Below are 16991 nucleotides of genomic sequence, written 5' to 3' on the forward strand. Positions count from 1 at the left end.
CCTCGCAGACGATATAAATTTTATAGTCTATTTTTAACATACCGTCGGTTGAACTTATGACATCTGTTGTCATCATATATAATGATATAACCGTAGCATTTACAAACGTACTTTTATTAAAAACGGGCGTGCTCACGCCCTGTTAAAAGTACAACATTGGATATTGGTTTATAATCAGAGTAAGTTAAAAAAAGGAACCGGTTTACCGGTAAACAAGAAAAATGATGACGCTTCAATTAGTATCTGAAGTTACGTCTGTTTCCGTCCGTAGTGACTGGATGGCGAATAGCGCCCTAACCATGGGACTGGCGTAATGATTGCTTCACTTGATGAGCTTTACCATTCCGAACTCTTTTTCCTTCCCGTCATGGATGAAAACGCTCGGCTTGTTGGTTTAGAGATTATTGCAACGTTTGCCGCTGAAGACGGCGCCGTGCGGATGCCGACTGAGTTGGTAGCGCCTCGCCTTTCGGTGGAGGAACAATACTGTCTGTTTGTTGAAAAACTGGCGTTGTTAGAAACCTGTCAGCACTTTTTTATTCAGCATAAACTTATTGCATGGCTTAATTTACCGCCTGCAATTAGTGACTTATTATTATTAGATAGCGAACTTTTTTCCCGGGCAGCGCGCTTTCCGTTTCTTGAATTAGCTATAAATGAGAATTATCCTGGGTTAAACCAGGGCAAAAACAATGAAACGTTAGCTAATCTGGCAATGCATTTCCCATTAATGCTGGCAAATTTTGGGGCAGGCGAGGCGTCGACTAAAGCTATTTTCGATGGGCTTTTCAAACGAGTCATGTTGGATAAAAATTTTATTCAGCAGCGAGCTGAAATGATCTCATTCGAACCATTCATGCACGCTATCGTTGCCCAGCTCTCCTCCAGCTGCGAGTCGCTGATGATTGCCGGTATTGATACTGAGGCGATGTTTGCGCGCGCAGCGCCATTGGGGTTTAGCGCATTCCAGGGCGGACTATGGCCTCCGGTGCCAGTAAGCCAGCTCATTAAACTCGTTCAGCGATAACCTTTCTGTTTGCCGGTGTTTAACCGGTGATTAACCGTCTACACTGAAGACAGGAGGCCCTATGACCCTGTCTTTTACTGCCCGTTGGCGCGATGAACTGCCAGCAACGTATACCGCGCTTTTACCCACACCGTTAAAAAATGCGCGACTGATTTGGTATAACGACGAACTGGCGCAGCAGCTAGCCATTCCCGCTTCGTTATTTGACGCTACCAATGGCGCTGGCGTTTGGGGCGGCGAAACCTTATTACCCGGTATGTCACCTGTCGCGCAGGTATATAGCGGGCATCAGTTCGGCGTCTGGGCGGGACAACTCGGCGACGGACGCGGTATTTTGCTGGGCGAACAGCTCCTGGCGGATGGCTCGACCCTCGACTGGCATCTGAAAGGCGCCGGATTAACACCCTATTCGCGAATGGGGGATGGACGCGCCGTCCTGCGTTCAACCATACGAGAAAGTCTTGCCAGCGAAGCCATGCATTATCTGGGTATTCCCACTACGCGCGTGTTATCTATCGTAGCCAGCGATACGCCGGTTCAGCGAGAGACGCAGGAAACGGGCGCCATGTTAATGCGTCTGGCGCAAAGTCATATGCGTTTTGGTCATTTCGAACATTTCTATTACCGCCGTGAGCCGGAAAAAGTTCAGCAACTGGCTGATTTCGCTATTCGTCATTACTGGCCGCAATGGCAGGATGTCCCGGAAAAATATGCTTTGTGGTTTGAAGAGGTGGCGGCGCGTACCGGAAGACTTATCGCCGAGTGGCAAACCGTCGGTTTTTCGCACGGCGTTATGAATACGGATAACATGTCGATTCTGGGGCTGACCATCGACTATGGCCCCTTTGGTTTTCTCGATGACTACGATCCCGGCTTCATTGGTAACCATTCCGATCATCAGGGACGTTACCGCTTCGATAATCAACCGTCGGTGACGCTGTGGAATTTACAACGTCTGGCGCAGACGCTAACCCCTTTTATTGAGATCGACGCGTTAAACAGAGCGCTGGATCGTTACCAGGACGCGTTGTTAACGCACTATGGGCAGCGAATGCGCCAGAAGCTGGGCTTCTTTACCGAGCAAAAAGACGATAACGCTTTACTGAATGAATTGTTTAGTCTGATGGCGCGCGAAGGGAGTGATTATACCCGTACATTTCGGATGTTAAGCCATACGGAGCAACAGAGCGCTTCCTCGCCGTTGCGGGATACGTTTATCGATCGCACGGCGTTCGATGCCTGGTTCGACCGCTACCGGGCGCGATTGCGCACAGAGGCGGTGGATGACGCGCTGCGCCAGCAGCAGATGCAACGCGTGAATCCTGCGATTGTGTTGCGGAACTGGCTGGCGCAACGCGCGATAGATGCGGCTGAACAGGGAGATATGGCGGAACTGCATCGGTTGCATGAAGTTTTACGTCAACCTTTTACCGATCGAGATGATGACTATGCCAGCCGACCACCGGAGTGGGGAAAGCGGCTGGAGGTCAGTTGTTCAAGTTAGCCTGATGCCAGCAGTATCGTTTGCTGGCGGAGCGCTATTTGGTTAACAGTAGCTTACCGGCCTGAGTTTTGCGCAACAGATACTCCTGACCGTTGTGATCGATAATGACTTTGCCGTCCGGACCTAATAGCGCCTGACTGTTGACGCGCCGTTCAGCAGCAGGGAGAAGCGTTTCATTGTCTATTTCCTTAGGGTGAGGCAGCTCGGTGTTATCCATACGCGACATGTTATTTATTAATAATCAAACTCACAATGATTATTATTATCAATAATTAATGCGATGACAGCAAGTGCTAATTCTGTGGAGTGATATACGCGCGGGGAGAGAAAAGGGCGGGTAAAGCATCGAAGAAACGCCCATCCCGGCAGGATGGGCGAGCTATTAAAAGCGGCTATCTACCGCCGCGGCCAGTTTTTCCAACAGAACTTCCGTATCTTCCCAGTTCAGGCAGGGATCGGTAATGGACTGACCATAGATTAATGGTTGACCGCTGATAATTTTTTGCGTGCCTTCCCGTAAAAAACTCTCGGCCATAATCCCGGCAATTGCCGTGGAGCCATTACGAATCTGCTGGCAAATATCATCACATACCTCCAACTGGCGGCGATGCTGTTTTTGACAGTTGCCGTGGCTGAAGTCGACGACCAGATGTTCCGGCAGATCAAATTCATGCAACGTGTCGCAGGCGGCGGCAATATCTTCAGCGTGGTAGTTCGGTTTTTTACCGCCGCGCATGATGATGTGCCCATACGGGTTGCCACTCGTCTGGTAGATGGTCATCTGTCCGTCTTTATCCGGCGAGAGAAACATATGGCTGGCGCGGGAGGCGCGAATAGCGTCAACGGCAATGCGAGTATTGCCATCCGTACCATTTTTAAAGCCGACCGGACAAGAGAGCGCAGAAGCCATTTCCCGATGGATTTGGCTTTCGGTGGTACGCGCGCCAATCGCTCCCCAACTGATCAGATCGGCAATAAACTGGCCAGTGACCATATCAAGAAATTCTGTGGCGGTCGGTACTCCCAGTTCGTTCACCTGCAATAGCAAGCGACGCGCCAGTTCAAGCCCATAATTGACGCGGTAACTTCCATTCAAGTCGGGATCGGAAATCAGGCCTTTCCATCCCACGACGGTGCGCGGTTTTTCAAAATAGGTGCGCATGACGATTTCCAGACGCGCCTGATGCTTTTGGCGTTGTGCCTGGAGCTGCGTCGCGTATTCCATAGCAGCATTCAGATCGTGAATCGAACAGGGGCCAATGACGACCAGTAGCCGTGGATCTTCACCATTTAAAATCTTTTCTATCCGGCGTCGGGAGTCGGTAACATGACTGGCGACGGAGGACGATACAGGATACCGCTGCGCGAGTTCGGTCGGTGTTACCAGGCTGTCGATACGCGCAGTACGGAGTTCGTCGGTTCTGTTCATTACAAGTCTCAGAAATTTGTTGCTTCAACGGCAGGACTACCGGGAAGTGATGGGCATCACGATAAACCAATCCCTGCTGATTTCAAGTGCGAGGCGTGTCACACCTCGCAGGCAGAACAGCATGATAACAAAAACCAAACCATTAAACTAGTTTGCTAGTACATTCTGCGGTTAAGCCCCATAATATCGAGAATCTTGGTGGCTATCTCTTCAACGGAATAATTGGTGCTGTTCAGGCAGGGGATCTGATTCTTACGATACAGCGCTTCGACCTCCGCCACTTCCATGCGGCACTGACGCAACGAGGCATAGCGACTGTTTTCACGGCGTTCTTCGCGAATAGCCGCCAGGCGTTCAGGGTCAATTGTCAGGCCGAACAGTTTATGTTGTAGCGGTTTTAACGATGTGGGCAGCGTCAAATTATCCATATCATCGGCGATGAAAGGGTAGTTAGCCGCACGAATACCGAATTGCATCGCCAGATAGAGACTGGTGGGCGTTTTTCCACAGCGCGAAACGCCAAGCAAAATGACCTGAGCCTGATCGAGGTTGCGCAATGAAATGCCATCATCATGCGCCAGGGTATAATCGATAGCGGCAATACGGGCGTCATACTTGTTCAGGTTACCCGGATTAAGCCCATGAGTACGATGAGCGATCGGCGTCGGATCCAGTTTCATCTCCTGCTGAAGCGGCGCCACCAGCGCCTGGACGATATCCTGGCAGAAACCTTCGCTCTGTAAGATGATGGCGCGAATTTCAGGTAAAACAATCGAGTAAAACACCAGCGGGCGAACGCCGGTTTGCTGATAAATGGCGTCAATTTGGTCTTTGACGGCGCGGGCGCGACTTTCGTTTTCCACGAATGGCAGCGTGATGCTGCTGATCGTCACCGGAAACTGCGACATAACCGCGTGACCCAGGACCTCGGCGGTGATGGCGGTACCATCAGAAATATAGAAAACATGGCGATCAACAACATTATCCATTCTGTTCATCCTGAAGAGTAAACATAATTATCTGAAAGCATAAATTAAAAGTAACGGGAAACGTATAACTTGTCGCTTATTTTATAAAATGACAGACACTTTTTATAATTAATGAAAAGTGTGTTTCATTTCCTGGAAACGCAGTTTATACCGAAGGTGATTAAGGGAATGCCGTGCTATGCGCGGGTTTGCGCAACTACGTAAACAATCTGAAAAAATGAAAAAATAAATTTGCTTGAACGATTCACCGTTTTTTTCGCGGGTTTAAGTATGCCAGGATAAATACGCAACTATGTGTTTCTTAAACTCGTTCATTTATCACAAAAGGATTGTTCGATGTCCAACAATGGCTCGTCACCGCTGGTGCTTTGGTATAACCAACTCGGCATGAATGATGTAGACAGAGTTGGGGGCAAAAATGCCTCCCTGGGTGAAATGATTACTAACCTTTCCGGCATGGGCGTATCCGTTCCGAATGGTTTTGCAACCACTGCCGATGCGTTTAACCAGTTTTTGGATCAAAGCGGCGTAAACCAGCGCATTTATGAGCTGCTGGATAAGACAGATATTGATGATGTCTCCCAGCTGGCGAAAGCGGGCGCGCAGATCCGCCAGTGGATTATCGACACTCCTTTCCAGCCGGAGCTGGAAAACGCCATCCGCGATACCTATGCGCAGCTTTCGTCGGATGATGAAAATGCCTCTTTTGCCGTGCGTTCCTCCGCCACGGCGGAAGATATGCCAGATGCTTCGTTTGCGGGTCAACAGGAAACGTTTCTTAACGTTCAAGGCTTCGATGCGGTTCTGGTGGCAGTGAAACACGTATTTGCTTCTCTGTTTAACGATCGCGCCATCTCTTATCGCGTTCACCAGGGATATGATCATCGCGGCGTAGCGCTTTCCGCTGGCGTGCAGCGGATGGTTCGCTCCGATCTCGCCTCGTCAGGGGTGATGTTCTCTATCGATACCGAATCCGGTTTTGACCAGGTGGTCTTTATCACTTCGGCATGGGGACTGGGTGAAATGGTGGTGCAGGGCGCGGTTAACCCGGATGAATTTTATGTCCATAAGCCAACCCTGGCGGCAGGCCGTCCGGCCATCGTACGCCGCACCATGGGGTCGAAAAAAATCCGCATGGTTTACGCCGCCACCCAGGAGCACGGCAAGCAAGTGAAGATTGAGGATGTGCCGCAGGAACAGCGCGACATTTTCTCGCTCACCAACGAAGAAGTGCAGGAACTGGCGAAACAAGCGGTGCAGATTGAGCAGCACTATGGTCGTCCGATGGATATCGAATGGGCGAAAGACGGTCATACCGGTAAGCTTTTTATTGTGCAGGCACGTCCGGAAACCGTGCGCTCCCGTGGCCAGGTGATGGAGCGTTATACGCTACATGCTCAGGGGAAAATCATTGCCGAAGGTCGTGCCATTGGGCATCGTATCGGCGCAGGTACGGTAAAAGTTATTCATGATATCGGCGAAATGAACCGTATTGAGCCTGGCGATGTGCTTGTCACCGATATGACCGACCCGGACTGGGAACCGATCATGAAAAAAGCGGCGGCGATTGTCACTAACCGTGGCGGGCGCACCTGTCACGCGGCGATTATCGCCCGCGAATTGGGTATTCCGGCGGTAGTCGGCTGCGGCGACGCCACCGAACGCATGAAAGATGGCGAAAAAGTAACCGTCTCCTGCGCAGAAGGTGATACCGGTTATGTGTATGCCGACATGCTGGATTTCAGCGTAAAAAGCTCCAGCGTAGATACCATGCCAGAGCTACCGCTGAAGGTTATGATGAACGTCGGCAACCCGGACAGGGCATTTGACTTTGCCTGCCTGCCGAATGAAGGCGTAGGTCTGGCGCGACTGGAATTCATCATTAACCGTATGATTGGCGTTCACCCGCGCGCGCTGCTGGAGTTTGACGACCAGGATGCCGCGCTGCAAAACGACATTCGTGAGATGATGAAAGGGTTTGACTCGCCGCGTGAATTTTACGTTGGTCGACTGACGGAAGGGATCGCGACGTTAGGCGCCGCCTTCTACCCGAAACGCGTTATCGTTCGCCTGTCTGACTTTAAGTCCAACGAATACGCCAACCTGGTCGGCGGCGAACGCTATGAGCCGCATGAAGAAAACCCTATGCTGGGCTTCCGCGGCGCGGGCCGTTACGTCGCAGAAAGTTTCCGCGATTGTTTTGCGCTGGAATGCGAAGCGGTGAAACGCGTGCGCAACGATATGGGCCTTACAAACGTCGAAATCATGATCCCGTTCGTGCGGACGGTCGACCAGGCGAAAGCGGTCATCGAAGAGCTGGCGCGCCAGGGGCTTAAACGCGGCGAGAACGGGCTGAAGATCATCATGATGTGCGAGATCCCGTCCAATGCCTTGCTGGCTGAACAGTTCCTCGAGTATTTTGATGGCTTCTCGATTGGTTCTAACGACATGACGCAGCTGGCGCTGGGGCTGGATCGCGATTCCGGCGTAGTGTCTGAACTGTTTGACGAGCGTAACGACGCGGTGAAAGCGCTGCTGTCGATGGCGATCCGCGCGGCGAAAAAACAGGGCAAATATGTTGGAATTTGTGGTCAGGGTCCGTCCGACCATGAAGACTTTGCCGCCTGGCTGATGGAAGAGGGGATCGACAGCCTGTCGCTGAACCCGGACACCGTGGTTCAGACCTGGCTGAGTCTGGCGGAACTGAAGAAGTAATGTGATACCGGATGGCGGCGTTAACGTCGCCATCCGGCAATTTACTCCGCGGTGTGCTCCTGGCGCAGCCGCTCAATAATATCCTGCCGCAACAGAAACTTCTGCACTTTGCCAGAGGCGGTTCTGGGCAGTTTTTCTACGATGACGATCCGTTCCGGATATTTATACTTCGCTACCCGTTTTCGACTGAAAAAAGCGATCACCTCTTCCAGCGTCAGCGAAAGGTGCGGCGGTTTTAAGACCACATACGCGCATGAACGTTCGCCTAAGCGTTCATCAGGCATAGCAACGACGCAAGCATCGTGTATGCGAGGGTGCTGTAGCAAAATATCTTCGACTTCGCGACTGCTGATATTTTCACCTCCACGTATAATAATATCCTTTTTGCGCCCGGTAATTTTGATATAACCGTCTTCATCCATGCGGCAGAGGTCGCCGCTGTAATACCAGCCCTCATTATCCAGTGCGCGGGCGGTAAGTTCCGGCTCGTCCAGGTATCCCATAAAAACGTTCGGCCCGCGCGAGGCTTCTTCGCCTTCGTGGCCTGCTGGAAGCGTATTGCGATCTTCATCCACGATTTTAATTTCTACACCGGTGGCGGCATAACCATCGGTATTCATCATGCGTGAAGTCGAATCACCCAGATTAACCATCGAGTGTGGAGAACTTTCTGTAGAACCGTAAATACTCAATAATTTGATACCGCGCTGCTGGCAGTCGCGGGCAACCTTTTTGGGAATAGTCGTGCCGCCGCATAAGAAGAATCGCAGTGAGGAGAGGTCGGCAGGCTGTTGCTCAACGGCACAAAGCAGATCGTAAATAAACGGCGTCGCGCCTGACATACAGGTACAGCGTTGCTGCGCTAATAAGGTAAGGCAGGCTTCTGGGGTAAAGATGTCCAGCAATACGCTACGCGCCCCGATTAAAAAGGGTGCGGTGACGCCGTGTAAAAATCCGGTGGCGTGGCCCAGTGGCGCAGGCATCAGGAACACATCTTGCCAGGTTAAATTCAACCGCGCGCAATACGCCCGTTCGCTGGCAAGAATATTATTGTGGGTCAACATCACCCCTTTCGACATTCCTTCTGTGCCGGAGGTAAACAGCACTGCCGCCAGTTCATCACCGTGAATGTTAATGTCTGACTGCAACGGTTCGCTGCGGTCGATGATTTGACTAAGCGCAAGCGCTGTGGTGGCAGGCGCCAGTTTATCCACGCCGACAATCTGCGTCAGATGGCGCAGCTGATTTTGTAGCGGAAGGATAAGATCGACCGGTCGATTCTGTTTGAACACGGTGGGGGCGAAGAATATTTTAGCCTGACATTTGTTCAGCACCCAAACCAGCTCCGCTTCTCGCCAGGCGGGAAGTAGCGGGACAGATACCGCGCCCGTTTTCAGGCAGGCCAGATAAATGAGGGTAAACTCACACCAGCCCGGAAGCTGAAAGGCCACGCGATCGCCCGGTTGAATCCCCTGAGACAGTAACCAATTTGCCAGGCGGCTTGCCGCGCAGTCGAGTGCGGCGTAGGTCCAGGACGCGCCATGATTATCGACCACGGCGATTTTATCGGGTACGGCGCGTGCGGTTTGCCGCCAGTAGTCGCCCAGTGAAGCATCGCCCCAGTAGCCGGACTCGCGATAGGTTTTCCGCCGCGCGGCGTCAAACGTTAATGTAACACTCATTGACTTGTTCTCTATTAATACAAATGACGTAATCTCCGGGGGCAAGCCGAATAAGACGCCGTAGCGTCGTTATCCGGTGTTTCAGAGCGTCAGCCGTAGCGAAACTCAACGCCGAACGTTCCCGCCGGGTATTCCCATTTTTCGAGAAGAGTATTGCCGCAGAGAACCCTGCAGGTTCCGCATTCCAGGCAGCCCGCAGAGTCAAAATGAATATTTCCCGCATCGTCCAGCTTATAGAGTCCGGCAGGGCAGGCTTTTATTAATTTAGTAAACTCCTGCATGTCAGGCGAGGATCGCAAAATGATATGTGGGTGTCCTTCATCTACGTAAAATTTATTTACGCCCAATTTGACGTCAACATTCACCTTATTGTCCGAACTCATAATGCCGTAGCCCCTTTTATGCCGTCTTTTAATAGATTCACCAGTCCAATTTTTTTCGCATGTGACAGGATAGTTTTACGCAACGGTGGGACTGGACCGCCATCAACGGTGAACAGATCGCCCACAATGTTTGCCGCCATTCGCGGGTACTCGGTAAAAAGCCGTGGGTTTTCCATTAATCCGGGGAGTTTGCGGAAATGCCGCATATCGCGTAACACGCCGTTTTTCTCCAGCGCGCGTTTGTAACCGGCAAGACTCGCGGCGGAAAAATCTTGCCGCGCTTTAGCGTCAATGGCGGTTTGAGCGGCCGCTTGCGCGGACGCGATGGCTAAATCCATGCCGCGGACGGTATAGCCGAGATTCAGGCAAAGACCGGCGGCGTCGCCGACAATCATCACGCCGTCATTTGCCAGTTCCGGCATCATTGCTATGCCGCCTTCGGGCACCATATGAGCGGAGTATTCAAGCAGCGTTCCCCCCTGAATCAAAGGGCGTATTGCCGGATGCTGTTTAAAATCTTCCAGCATTTGCGGTACGCTTTTGGTCGCGTGAGCAATGTCGCCCAGGCCACATACCAGCCCCAGAGAAACCGAATCGCGGTTGGTATAAAGAAACCCGCCGCCCATGAGCCCGTTGGAGGGCGCGCCAGCGAATAACCAGGCGACGCCTTCATGGGACGCCAGATTAAAGCGCTCTTCAATAAGTGCCGGAGAGAGCCCAATCAACTCTTTTACGCCGACGGCATAGTGATGCGCAGAAGAGACAGGCACCATGTCCAGTGAACGGCCCAGCATGGAATTCACGCCGTCCGCGAGAATCACAATATTCGCATCCAGAATATCATCCCCGGCCTGAACGCCAGTGACGCGATTGCCTTCACGTACCAGAGCGTCGACCCGTACACCCGGGATAAACTGCGCGCCAGCCTGTTCCGCCTGCGCCATTAACCACGGGTCCAGTTTGTTGCGCAGTACGGTATATGACGTAAGGAGCGGAGTAGGGGGCGCGCGGTGAAAATCAAGTGTGACGGCGCTTTCTTCGGTTAAAAAGGAGATTTTTTCACGGGTAACGACGCGTTCGATGGGGGCGGACGTTGCGAATCCCGGCATAATACTTTCGATACTGTGAGCGTAGAGCCGGCCACCGGTCATATTTTTGCTGCCCGCGCTGTTTCCGCGTTCAATAACCAGTACATCCAGTCCCGCTTTTGCCATCACATACGCGGCGACCGTTCCTGCTACGCCTGCGCCCACCACAATAGCGTCAAATTTATCATCCGACATGCTTTATGCTCCTTTCCCGCCGTATCGACGACGGGAGATGTGCGTTGAAAAAGGAATTAGCGGCTTAACTGGTCGATGAGGGCAGGAACAACCTTATAGATATCGCCCACCAGACCATAATCGGCATAATTGAAAATGGGCGCGTTTTTATCTTTGTTAATTGCGACAATAATTTTTGCGCCGTTTCCACCCACCATATGTTGAATTTGGCCGGAAATGCCCAGCGTCAGATAGAGATCGGATTTCAACAGAACGCCGGATACGCCAATATAACGCTCGCGTTCCATCCAGTTTTCACCTTCCGCAATGGGGCGGGAACAGCCCACTTCTGCGCCGAGGACGGTCGCCAGTTTATGCACCATATCCAGATCGCTTTGCGCCGCCAGACCTCGTCCTACGCCGATGACCCGTTTGGCTTTGCTCAAATCGACGCTGCTTAACGATTTCGCGCGCCGCTGCTGGCACAATACCTCGTGGCGTGGGGCAATATATGCCAGCGTGGTCTGCGGGCAGGTATGACCGGGGAGAGGGGCGGCGGGTTCCAGCACGCCGGGTGCCAGCGTAATAATCGCCTGCGGACTGTTTAATTTCTCTTTGCCGAAAGCAAGTCCGCCGTACATGCGATGCTCTGCGTGTAGCGTCCCGTCGAGGAGGTCAATAGACGTCGCGTCGTTCACCATCACGGCGTCAAGCTGGATGCTCAGCCTGGCGCCCAGCGCTTTGCAGCGCTTGGTCGCCGCCATGAGCAGTAGCCCATTTTTGTCGCCTAATAACGAGGCCAGCGTTTCGGCATAGTTTTCCACGCGCTGCAAATCCGTATGCGATTCAAGAATGACTATCTCATCAGCGCCAAGCGCTTTCACGTAGTCGATCTCCGTGTTTCCTTGCACGATAGCGTAAACTTTTTCTCCCCACTGCCGCGCGCCGGTCATTAATTCGGCATAACGCTCTACGTTATCGCTAAATACCCATACGTTAGCTAAATGATTCATGATAATTTTTCTCCGTTGGGCTTAGTTCAGGGATTTTTTCAAATGGTCGGCCAGTGCGGTGATGGCTTCCGGCGAATCGTTATCGAGAATGATATGCTTGCGTTCTGTCTGCGGCGGTACCGAGATGGCGACCAGTTCCGCCAGTGGCGTGGTTGGGGTCCAGTGGATATCGCTCGCCAGCCACGACGTAACGGCTTTTTTCCCGGCGCCGAGAATGGCTTTCATTGACGGGATGCGTGGAACGTTAATATCTGAGGTCACGCAAAGCACCGCGGGCAGCGTGAGCTCGATAATTTCAACGTCTTCTTCCAGTGTGCGTTCAACGATGATTTTGTCGCCGTCGCGTTGAATATGGCTTACTGCGTTGATGACGGGGAGTTTCAGGAGTTCGCCAGTCAGCAGGCCCACCTGTTGGGCATAAATATCGCCGGAGCCCTCTCCAAAGAGCAGCAGGTCAAAGCCGATTTTCTCCGCCGCGGATGCTAGCGCCAGCGCGGTTTCTTTGGGCAGAGCGTGCTCCAGTTGCGCATCCTGAACCATAAAAAGCGCATCCGGCCCGCGGGATAACACATCTTTGCGGACTTTTGAATTTTGTAACAGAGAGCCGCCGACGGTGAGCGCGGCGATCTCGTCGCCATCGGCAGCTAACTGCGCGGCGGCCTCAATTGCATTTAAATCAAACTGGCTGATTTTGGCCTCGGCACGATCAAAATTGAGCGAATGCTCCGGGGTCACGGTAATGTCCTGTTCTTCAGGCACCAACTTAAAGCAGGTTATTATTTTCATTGCATCTCCAGTGAGTCGCGTGCGGATAAGTAACGTAAATCTGACTGAAAATAGTCTGCGGCAGTCTGAAGAGGTTTACGATGGGTCAATCTGTTTTCCTTGCCAACAATCTTGCACGAAAAATCTGCGAACAGAGAATCGTTAGCAAACATCTGAAAAGGGCGTCATAAAAATATAAATACGGTAGTGAGAATAATAAGTGCGAAGCATATCATCATTTTTTAACATGAAACGTGCGATGTTGTTTCTGTGAGGTTAAAAGAAAACATCAAAGATATGTCGGCTATGTATTTTTGTCTGATAATACGCTATCGACAGGTAATCTGAGCTGTCTGCAAAAGAACATAATATCTTGCATTCGGAACGAATAATCTTGTTTTGCTGGTAATCTCCACGGTTGTACAACACTGACGCTCGCTTTATTTTATCCTGGTTATCTTTTTAAACCTGACAGAGGTTATTATGTATCAGCGCTGTTTTGACTCCGCCGCGGAGACGATTTTTGAACAGGACAAGACCCCTCGATTTTCACGTTTTGTCATTAGCGATGATCCAAACTGGGAGTCTGGCCATCATATGCATGATAATGAAACAGAGCTTATTTACGTCAAAAAAGGGATAGCCAGGTTAATTATTGACTCTTCACTCTACGTCGCGCATGCGGACGATATTGTCGTCGTTGAGCGGGGGCGGCTACACGCTGTAGTATCCGACAGCAATTCGCCGGCTACCACCTATACCTGTGCGCTGTATGGGTTTTGTTTTCCAGGTTGGGAAGAAAACCAACTATTGCAGAGTCATTCCTGTCCGGTGGTTTCCGTGGTTCAGGGGAAAGAGGTCATTAAAAGTATCTTTAATGAATTAAGCGTGTTACTTCCGCAGGGGAAAAATGTATTGGCTTCCTCTGTATACGATGCATTTGCTTACACTCTGACCGCACTTTACTATGAAAATTTTAAAAATGCCTATCGTTCTGAACAAGGTTACATTAAAAAAGATGTATTAATTAAGGATGTGCTTGTTTATCTCAATAATAATTATCGTGAAAAAATCACGCTTGACCAGCTATCGAAAAAATTTCGCGCCAGCGTCAGTTATATATGTCATGAATTTGCCAAAGAATATCATATATCCCCTATCAATTATGTTATTCAACGACGTATGACCGAGGCCAAGTTTGCGCTGACAAACACTGAGTCGCCACTGGCAGAAATTTCATGGCGGGTAGGATATGAAAATGTGGACCATTTTGCCAAATTGTTTATGCGGCATGTAGGATGTTCTCCCAACGATTATCGTAAGCAATTTAAAAATAGTCTGGTTGAGCAGGCGTATTTGCTGCCAAATACCTGACGGCGAAATTTATCTGATTTATCCGGCCTGATGCCGTAAAGCAGTCAGGCCGAATAAGACGTTCCGGTACGATCCTTACTTGTTCTGATAGTCTTTCAGAATCTGGCGTCCTGCCACATAGATCATAATTTCATCCGTGCCGCCACCGATACGTTCGCAGCGAACATCGCGCCAGAAGCGGGAGACACGGGCTTCGTCAGTATAACCAAGCCCACCCATAATCTGAATCGCATCGTCAATCACTTCCATCGCTGTGCGTGCGCAGTACAGCTTAGCCAGCGCGGCGCTGGTACGCAGTGACTCTTCCCGATCGGCCTGCCAGGCGACTTTCAACACCATATTGCGCATGTTTTCGATTTTGATGGCCATTAACGCCAGCTTTTCCTGGATCATCTGGTTATGGCCGATGGGTTTACCAAAGGCGATACGCTGGTTGGCGTAACGGGCGGCATCTTCAAATGCGCATTCGGCGAAACCTGTACTGCGCGCCGCATTAATCAAACGCTCCATCTCAAAATTGTACATGACATTGAGGAAACCCATGCCTTCCTCACCGACCCGGTCGCTTTCGTCAACCTCGACATTATCGAGATAAACTTCGCATGTACTCAACATGTGCCAGCCAATTTTATGCAGCGGATTAATCTTTATGCCCGGTTTATTTGAGTCCACCCACCAAAGCGTGAACGCTTTTTTAGGATCTTTTGGCTCCGTATCGCGCGCCAGAACCAGCATGTAAGGATATTCTTTTGCACCGGTGATAAACGTTTTTTGGCCGTTAAGATAAACCTTGCCGTTTTTACGCGTCCAGGTTGTTGTGGCGCTATTATTATCAGATCCCGCGCCAGGTTCTGTTAAGGCGAGCGCATATGCTGGATCGCCGGTGGCCAGAGTGCTTTCTGCTGTTTTACGCAGTTGTTCTGCGGAACCAAAACGGCGCATGCTGTGGATGCATTGGCCGTTGGTAATCAAAAAGGCCGGAGCGCCGCATTTTGAGATTTCCATCAGCGCCAGCATTTGCGTTACATAGTCAGCCGGAATGCCGCCAAATTCTTCCGGGACGCCCAGCATCGAAATACCGTTTTCCGCCAGCGCCTGCATAAATTCTCTGGGATAGGTGCCCGTTTGATCGCAGGTACGGAAATACTCTTCCGGAAAATTGCTGGTGATTAACTCGCGAATACTGGCCAGTAATAGTTCTTGTTCTTCAGTTAATGAAAAATCCATATTTGTACTCCTTTTAATGTGTTGCGTCAGGAAGCGTGAATCCCATTGTGCTATCGGTAAATAATCTTGTGTCCATCAGTTTTAAATCTGGTGAGATAACCGGTGAAAAATCCATCTTGTCAAGAATATCCCGCTGCAGATCGACGCCAGGCGCAATTTCAATTAAATGCAGGCCATCTTGTTTGAGAGTGAAAACCGCACGTTCAGTGATGTAACGCACGTCTAACCCGCGCTCAAGCGCAATTTTTCCACTGAACGTAATTTCCGGCAGTTCGCTGACGAATTTTTTCACGCGACCTTCCTGGAGAATATTTAATTTGCCATCGGTAATTTCAGTTTTTAAACTTCCGGCCGTCAGAGTTCCGCAGAAGATAATTTTTTGCGACGTTGCGCTAATATCGATAAACCCGCCGGTGCCCATAATTTTTCCGTTGAATTTATGTACACCGACATTACCGTGTTGATCCACTTCGGCAAAACTTAAATAGCAGACATCGAGCCCACCGCCGTGATAAAAATCAAATTGTGAGGTCATATCGAGGATCGCGCGGGTATTGACATTGGCGCCGAAGGCCACGCCCTGAGAGGTAATACCGCCTACCGGGCCGGTTTCCACGGTCAGCACGAAGTCATCGGCGCAGCCTTCCTCGCGAGCGACCAGACCAATACCGTCAGCAATGCCTACGCCCACATTGCCTACCGCGCCTTTACGCATTTCAAACAGCGCGCGTCGGGCTACCAGCTTGCGCTGATTAAGGGGCAGGGTAAGCTGGGTACTATCATCAAGAGTAAAATCCCCGGAGATAAATCGGTTCACCGGCGCGCCGCCATACAGTTGCGTCTGGTCGGCATCGACAACCACAATATCCACCAGATAGCCGGGAATACGCACGGATTTTGGATGCAGCGTGGCTTTTTTTACCATTTTCTGCACCTGCATCATTACAATACCGCCATTATTGTGAACGGCCTGGGCGATCACCAGCGCATCAAGATACATCACCTCATCTTCAAATGATGCATAGCCTTCGCTGTCGCAGGTGGTGGCGCGGATAAAAGCCACATTAGGCGCTATCGCTTTATAATAGAGATATTCTTTATTATCGATCTCTACCAGCTTAATGAGATCTTCTTTAGTCACGTCGTTTAATTTTCCGCCCTGTTGGCGAGGGTCGACAAAGGTACCAATACCGATATCGCTCAGAATACCCGGCTGGTGTGCGGCGCTGGCGCGCAGCGTCTGGGTTAATACGCCTTGTGGGTAGTTATAGGCGGCGATTTTATTTTGTTCAGCCAGTTCAGAAATACGGGGAGATTGCCCCCAATGTCCGCATAGCGCCCATTTTACCAGCCCCTCCTGCGCCAGCGGGCTGATGCCGCGATCGGCGCGGTCACCTAATCCGGTGGGGCTAATAATAGATAAATCTCGTGGTGACTGGGTTGTTTGATATTTATCTGCCAGTGCGGTAATTAATGTTGTCGCTTCGAGAATACCGCCGCCTGCGCCCAGAATACATAAAGTGGCCTCGTCTGGAATATAATTTACTGCTTCTTGTGCAGAGAGCACGGGAACGCGGCCATTAATGCGTGATGGCTTATTGATTTTCATATTTACTCCACT

The 16991-nt window shown here is 50.9% G+C and carries 14 protein-coding genes; 4 read left to right on the forward strand and 10 right to left on the reverse strand.

The annotated features are described in order from the left end of the window. The first annotated feature begins 313 nt into the window (after positions 1-313). Together ydiV and selO are read left to right on the forward strand one after the other, a co-directional pair. The gene (gene ydiV / locus ACLJRE_RS05565) at positions 314-1027 is read left to right on the forward strand and encodes an anti-FlhDC factor YdiV (protein WP_000562007.1); all 714 of its coding nucleotides are present in this window, start codon (positions 314-316) and stop codon (positions 1025-1027) included. A gap of 61 nt (positions 1028-1088) precedes the next feature. Then, on the forward strand, positions 1089-2531 hold the full coding sequence (gene selO / locus ACLJRE_RS05570; RefSeq protein ID WP_023212240.1) for a protein adenylyltransferase SelO: 1443 nt from the start codon (positions 1089-1091) through the stop codon (positions 2529-2531). 34 nt (positions 2532-2565) lie between these two features. On the opposite strand, the gene hemP is transcribed toward selO, so the two are convergent. From hemP to ppsR, 3 genes are all read right to left on the reverse strand, one after another. Continuing rightward, a complete protein-coding gene (hemP, locus tag ACLJRE_RS05575; protein ID WP_000089115.1) occupies positions 2566-2757 on the reverse strand; it encodes a hemin uptake protein HemP in 192 nt (63 codons plus the stop codon). A gap of 156 nt (positions 2758-2913) precedes the next feature. Next, on the reverse strand, positions 2914-3960 hold the full coding sequence (gene aroH, locus ACLJRE_RS05580) for a 3-deoxy-7-phosphoheptulonate synthase AroH (RefSeq protein ID WP_001082196.1): 1047 nt from the start codon (positions 3958-3960) through the stop codon (positions 2914-2916). A 155-nt stretch (positions 3961-4115) separates the two neighbouring features. After that, the gene (gene ppsR / locus ACLJRE_RS05585) at positions 4116-4949 is read right to left on the reverse strand and encodes a posphoenolpyruvate synthetase regulatory kinase/phosphorylase PpsR (RefSeq protein ID WP_000370992.1); all 834 of its coding nucleotides are present in this window, start codon (positions 4947-4949) and stop codon (positions 4116-4118) included. Between the two features lie 336 nt (positions 4950-5285). On the opposite strand from ppsR, the gene ppsA reads away from it, so the two are divergent. After that, positions 5286-7664 (forward strand): phosphoenolpyruvate synthase, encoded by a 2379-nt coding sequence (ppsA, locus tag ACLJRE_RS05590; RefSeq protein ID WP_000069342.1) that lies wholly within the window; start codon positions 5286-5288, stop codon positions 7662-7664. A gap of 41 nt (positions 7665-7705) precedes the next feature. Here ppsA and fadK read toward each other — a convergent pair whose 3' ends face one another. From fadK to ACLJRE_RS05615, 5 genes are all read right to left on the reverse strand, one after another. After that, positions 7706-9346 carry a medium-chain fatty-acid--CoA ligase gene (gene fadK, locus ACLJRE_RS05595; protein WP_023212239.1) on the reverse strand — a complete coding sequence of 547 codons (1641 nt, stop codon included), beginning with the start codon at positions 9344-9346 and terminating at the stop codon, positions 7706-7708. A gap of 89 nt (positions 9347-9435) precedes the next feature. Continuing rightward, the gene (locus tag ACLJRE_RS05600; RefSeq protein WP_000093364.1) at positions 9436-9729 is read right to left on the reverse strand and encodes a ferredoxin family protein; all 294 of its coding nucleotides are present in this window, start codon (positions 9727-9729) and stop codon (positions 9436-9438) included. Further along, a complete protein-coding gene (locus tag ACLJRE_RS05605) occupies positions 9726-11012 on the reverse strand; it encodes an FAD-dependent oxidoreductase (RefSeq protein ID WP_023212238.1) in 1287 nt (428 codons plus the stop codon). The genes ACLJRE_RS05600 and ACLJRE_RS05605 overlap by 4 nt, the downstream gene beginning before the upstream one ends. 56 nt (positions 11013-11068) lie before the next feature. Continuing rightward, complete coding sequence (locus tag ACLJRE_RS05610; protein WP_001015877.1) at positions 11069-12004, reverse strand: electron transfer flavoprotein subunit alpha; 936 nt, start codon at positions 12002-12004, stop codon at positions 11069-11071. 21 nt (positions 12005-12025) lie between these two features. After that, complete coding sequence (locus ACLJRE_RS05615; protein WP_001605597.1) at positions 12026-12790, reverse strand: electron transfer flavoprotein; 765 nt, start codon at positions 12788-12790, stop codon at positions 12026-12028. 462 nt (positions 12791-13252) lie between these two features. Here ACLJRE_RS05615 and ACLJRE_RS05620 point away from each other — a divergent pair, with 462 nt between their 5' ends. Continuing rightward, positions 13253-14143: an AraC family transcriptional regulator gene (locus ACLJRE_RS05620; protein WP_058108932.1), complete on the forward strand. Its 891-nt coding sequence runs from the start codon at positions 13253-13255 to the stop codon at positions 14141-14143. Between the two features lie 75 nt (positions 14144-14218). On the opposite strand, the gene ACLJRE_RS05625 is transcribed toward ACLJRE_RS05620, so the two are convergent. Both ACLJRE_RS05625 and ACLJRE_RS05630 read right to left on the reverse strand, forming a co-directional pair. Then, entirely contained in the window at positions 14219-15370 is a 1152-nt protein-coding gene (locus ACLJRE_RS05625) for an acyl-CoA dehydrogenase (protein WP_000347824.1), read from the reverse strand. 13 nt (positions 15371-15383) lie between these two features. Next, positions 15384-16979 carry an acyl CoA:acetate/3-ketoacid CoA transferase gene (locus tag ACLJRE_RS05630; protein WP_000700599.1) on the reverse strand — a complete coding sequence of 532 codons (1596 nt, stop codon included), beginning with the start codon at positions 16977-16979 and terminating at the stop codon, positions 15384-15386. Positions 16980-16991: the final 12 nt, after the last annotated feature.

The organism is Salmonella sp. SAL04157 (assembly GCF_046551635.1).
GTDB lineage: Bacteria > Pseudomonadota > Gammaproteobacteria > Enterobacterales > Enterobacteriaceae > Salmonella > Salmonella enterica.

Excerpts from the sequence above, each read along its gene's own strand:
- ydiV (WP_000562007.1), top strand. The coding sequence starts at position 314 with ATGATTGCTTCACTTGATGAGCTTTACCATTCCGAACTCTTTTTCCTT.
- selO (WP_023212240.1), top strand. The coding sequence starts at position 1,089 with ATGACCCTGTCTTTTACTGCCCGTTGGCGCGATGAACTGCCAGCAACG.
- hemP (WP_000089115.1), bottom strand. The coding sequence starts at position 2,757 with ATGTCGCGTATGGATAACACCGAGCTGCCTCACCCTAAGGAAATAGAC.
- aroH (WP_001082196.1), bottom strand. The coding sequence starts at position 3,960 with ATGAACAGAACCGACGAACTCCGTACTGCGCGTATCGACAGCCTGGTA.
- ppsR (WP_000370992.1), bottom strand. The coding sequence starts at position 4,949 with ATGGATAATGTTGTTGATCGCCATGTTTTCTATATTTCTGATGGTACC.
- ppsA (WP_000069342.1), top strand. The coding sequence starts at position 5,286 with ATGTCCAACAATGGCTCGTCACCGCTGGTGCTTTGGTATAACCAACTC.
- fadK (WP_023212239.1), bottom strand. The coding sequence starts at position 9,346 with ATGAGTGTTACATTAACGTTTGACGCCGCGCGGCGGAAAACCTATCGC.
- ACLJRE_RS05600 (WP_000093364.1), bottom strand. The coding sequence starts at position 9,729 with ATGAGTTCGGACAATAAGGTGAATGTTGACGTCAAATTGGGCGTAAAT.
- ACLJRE_RS05605 (WP_023212238.1), bottom strand. The coding sequence starts at position 11,012 with ATGTCGGATGATAAATTTGACGCTATTGTGGTGGGCGCAGGCGTAGCA.
- ACLJRE_RS05610 (WP_001015877.1), bottom strand. The coding sequence starts at position 12,004 with ATGAATCATTTAGCTAACGTATGGGTATTTAGCGATAACGTAGAGCGT.
- ACLJRE_RS05615 (WP_001605597.1), bottom strand. The coding sequence starts at position 12,790 with ATGAAAATAATAACCTGCTTTAAGTTGGTGCCTGAAGAACAGGACATT.
- ACLJRE_RS05620 (WP_058108932.1), top strand. The coding sequence starts at position 13,253 with ATGTATCAGCGCTGTTTTGACTCCGCCGCGGAGACGATTTTTGAACAG.
- ACLJRE_RS05625 (WP_000347824.1), bottom strand. The coding sequence starts at position 15,370 with ATGGATTTTTCATTAACTGAAGAACAAGAACTATTACTGGCCAGTATT.
- ACLJRE_RS05630 (WP_000700599.1), bottom strand. The coding sequence starts at position 16,979 with ATGAAAATCAATAAGCCATCACGCATTAATGGCCGCGTTCCCGTGCTC.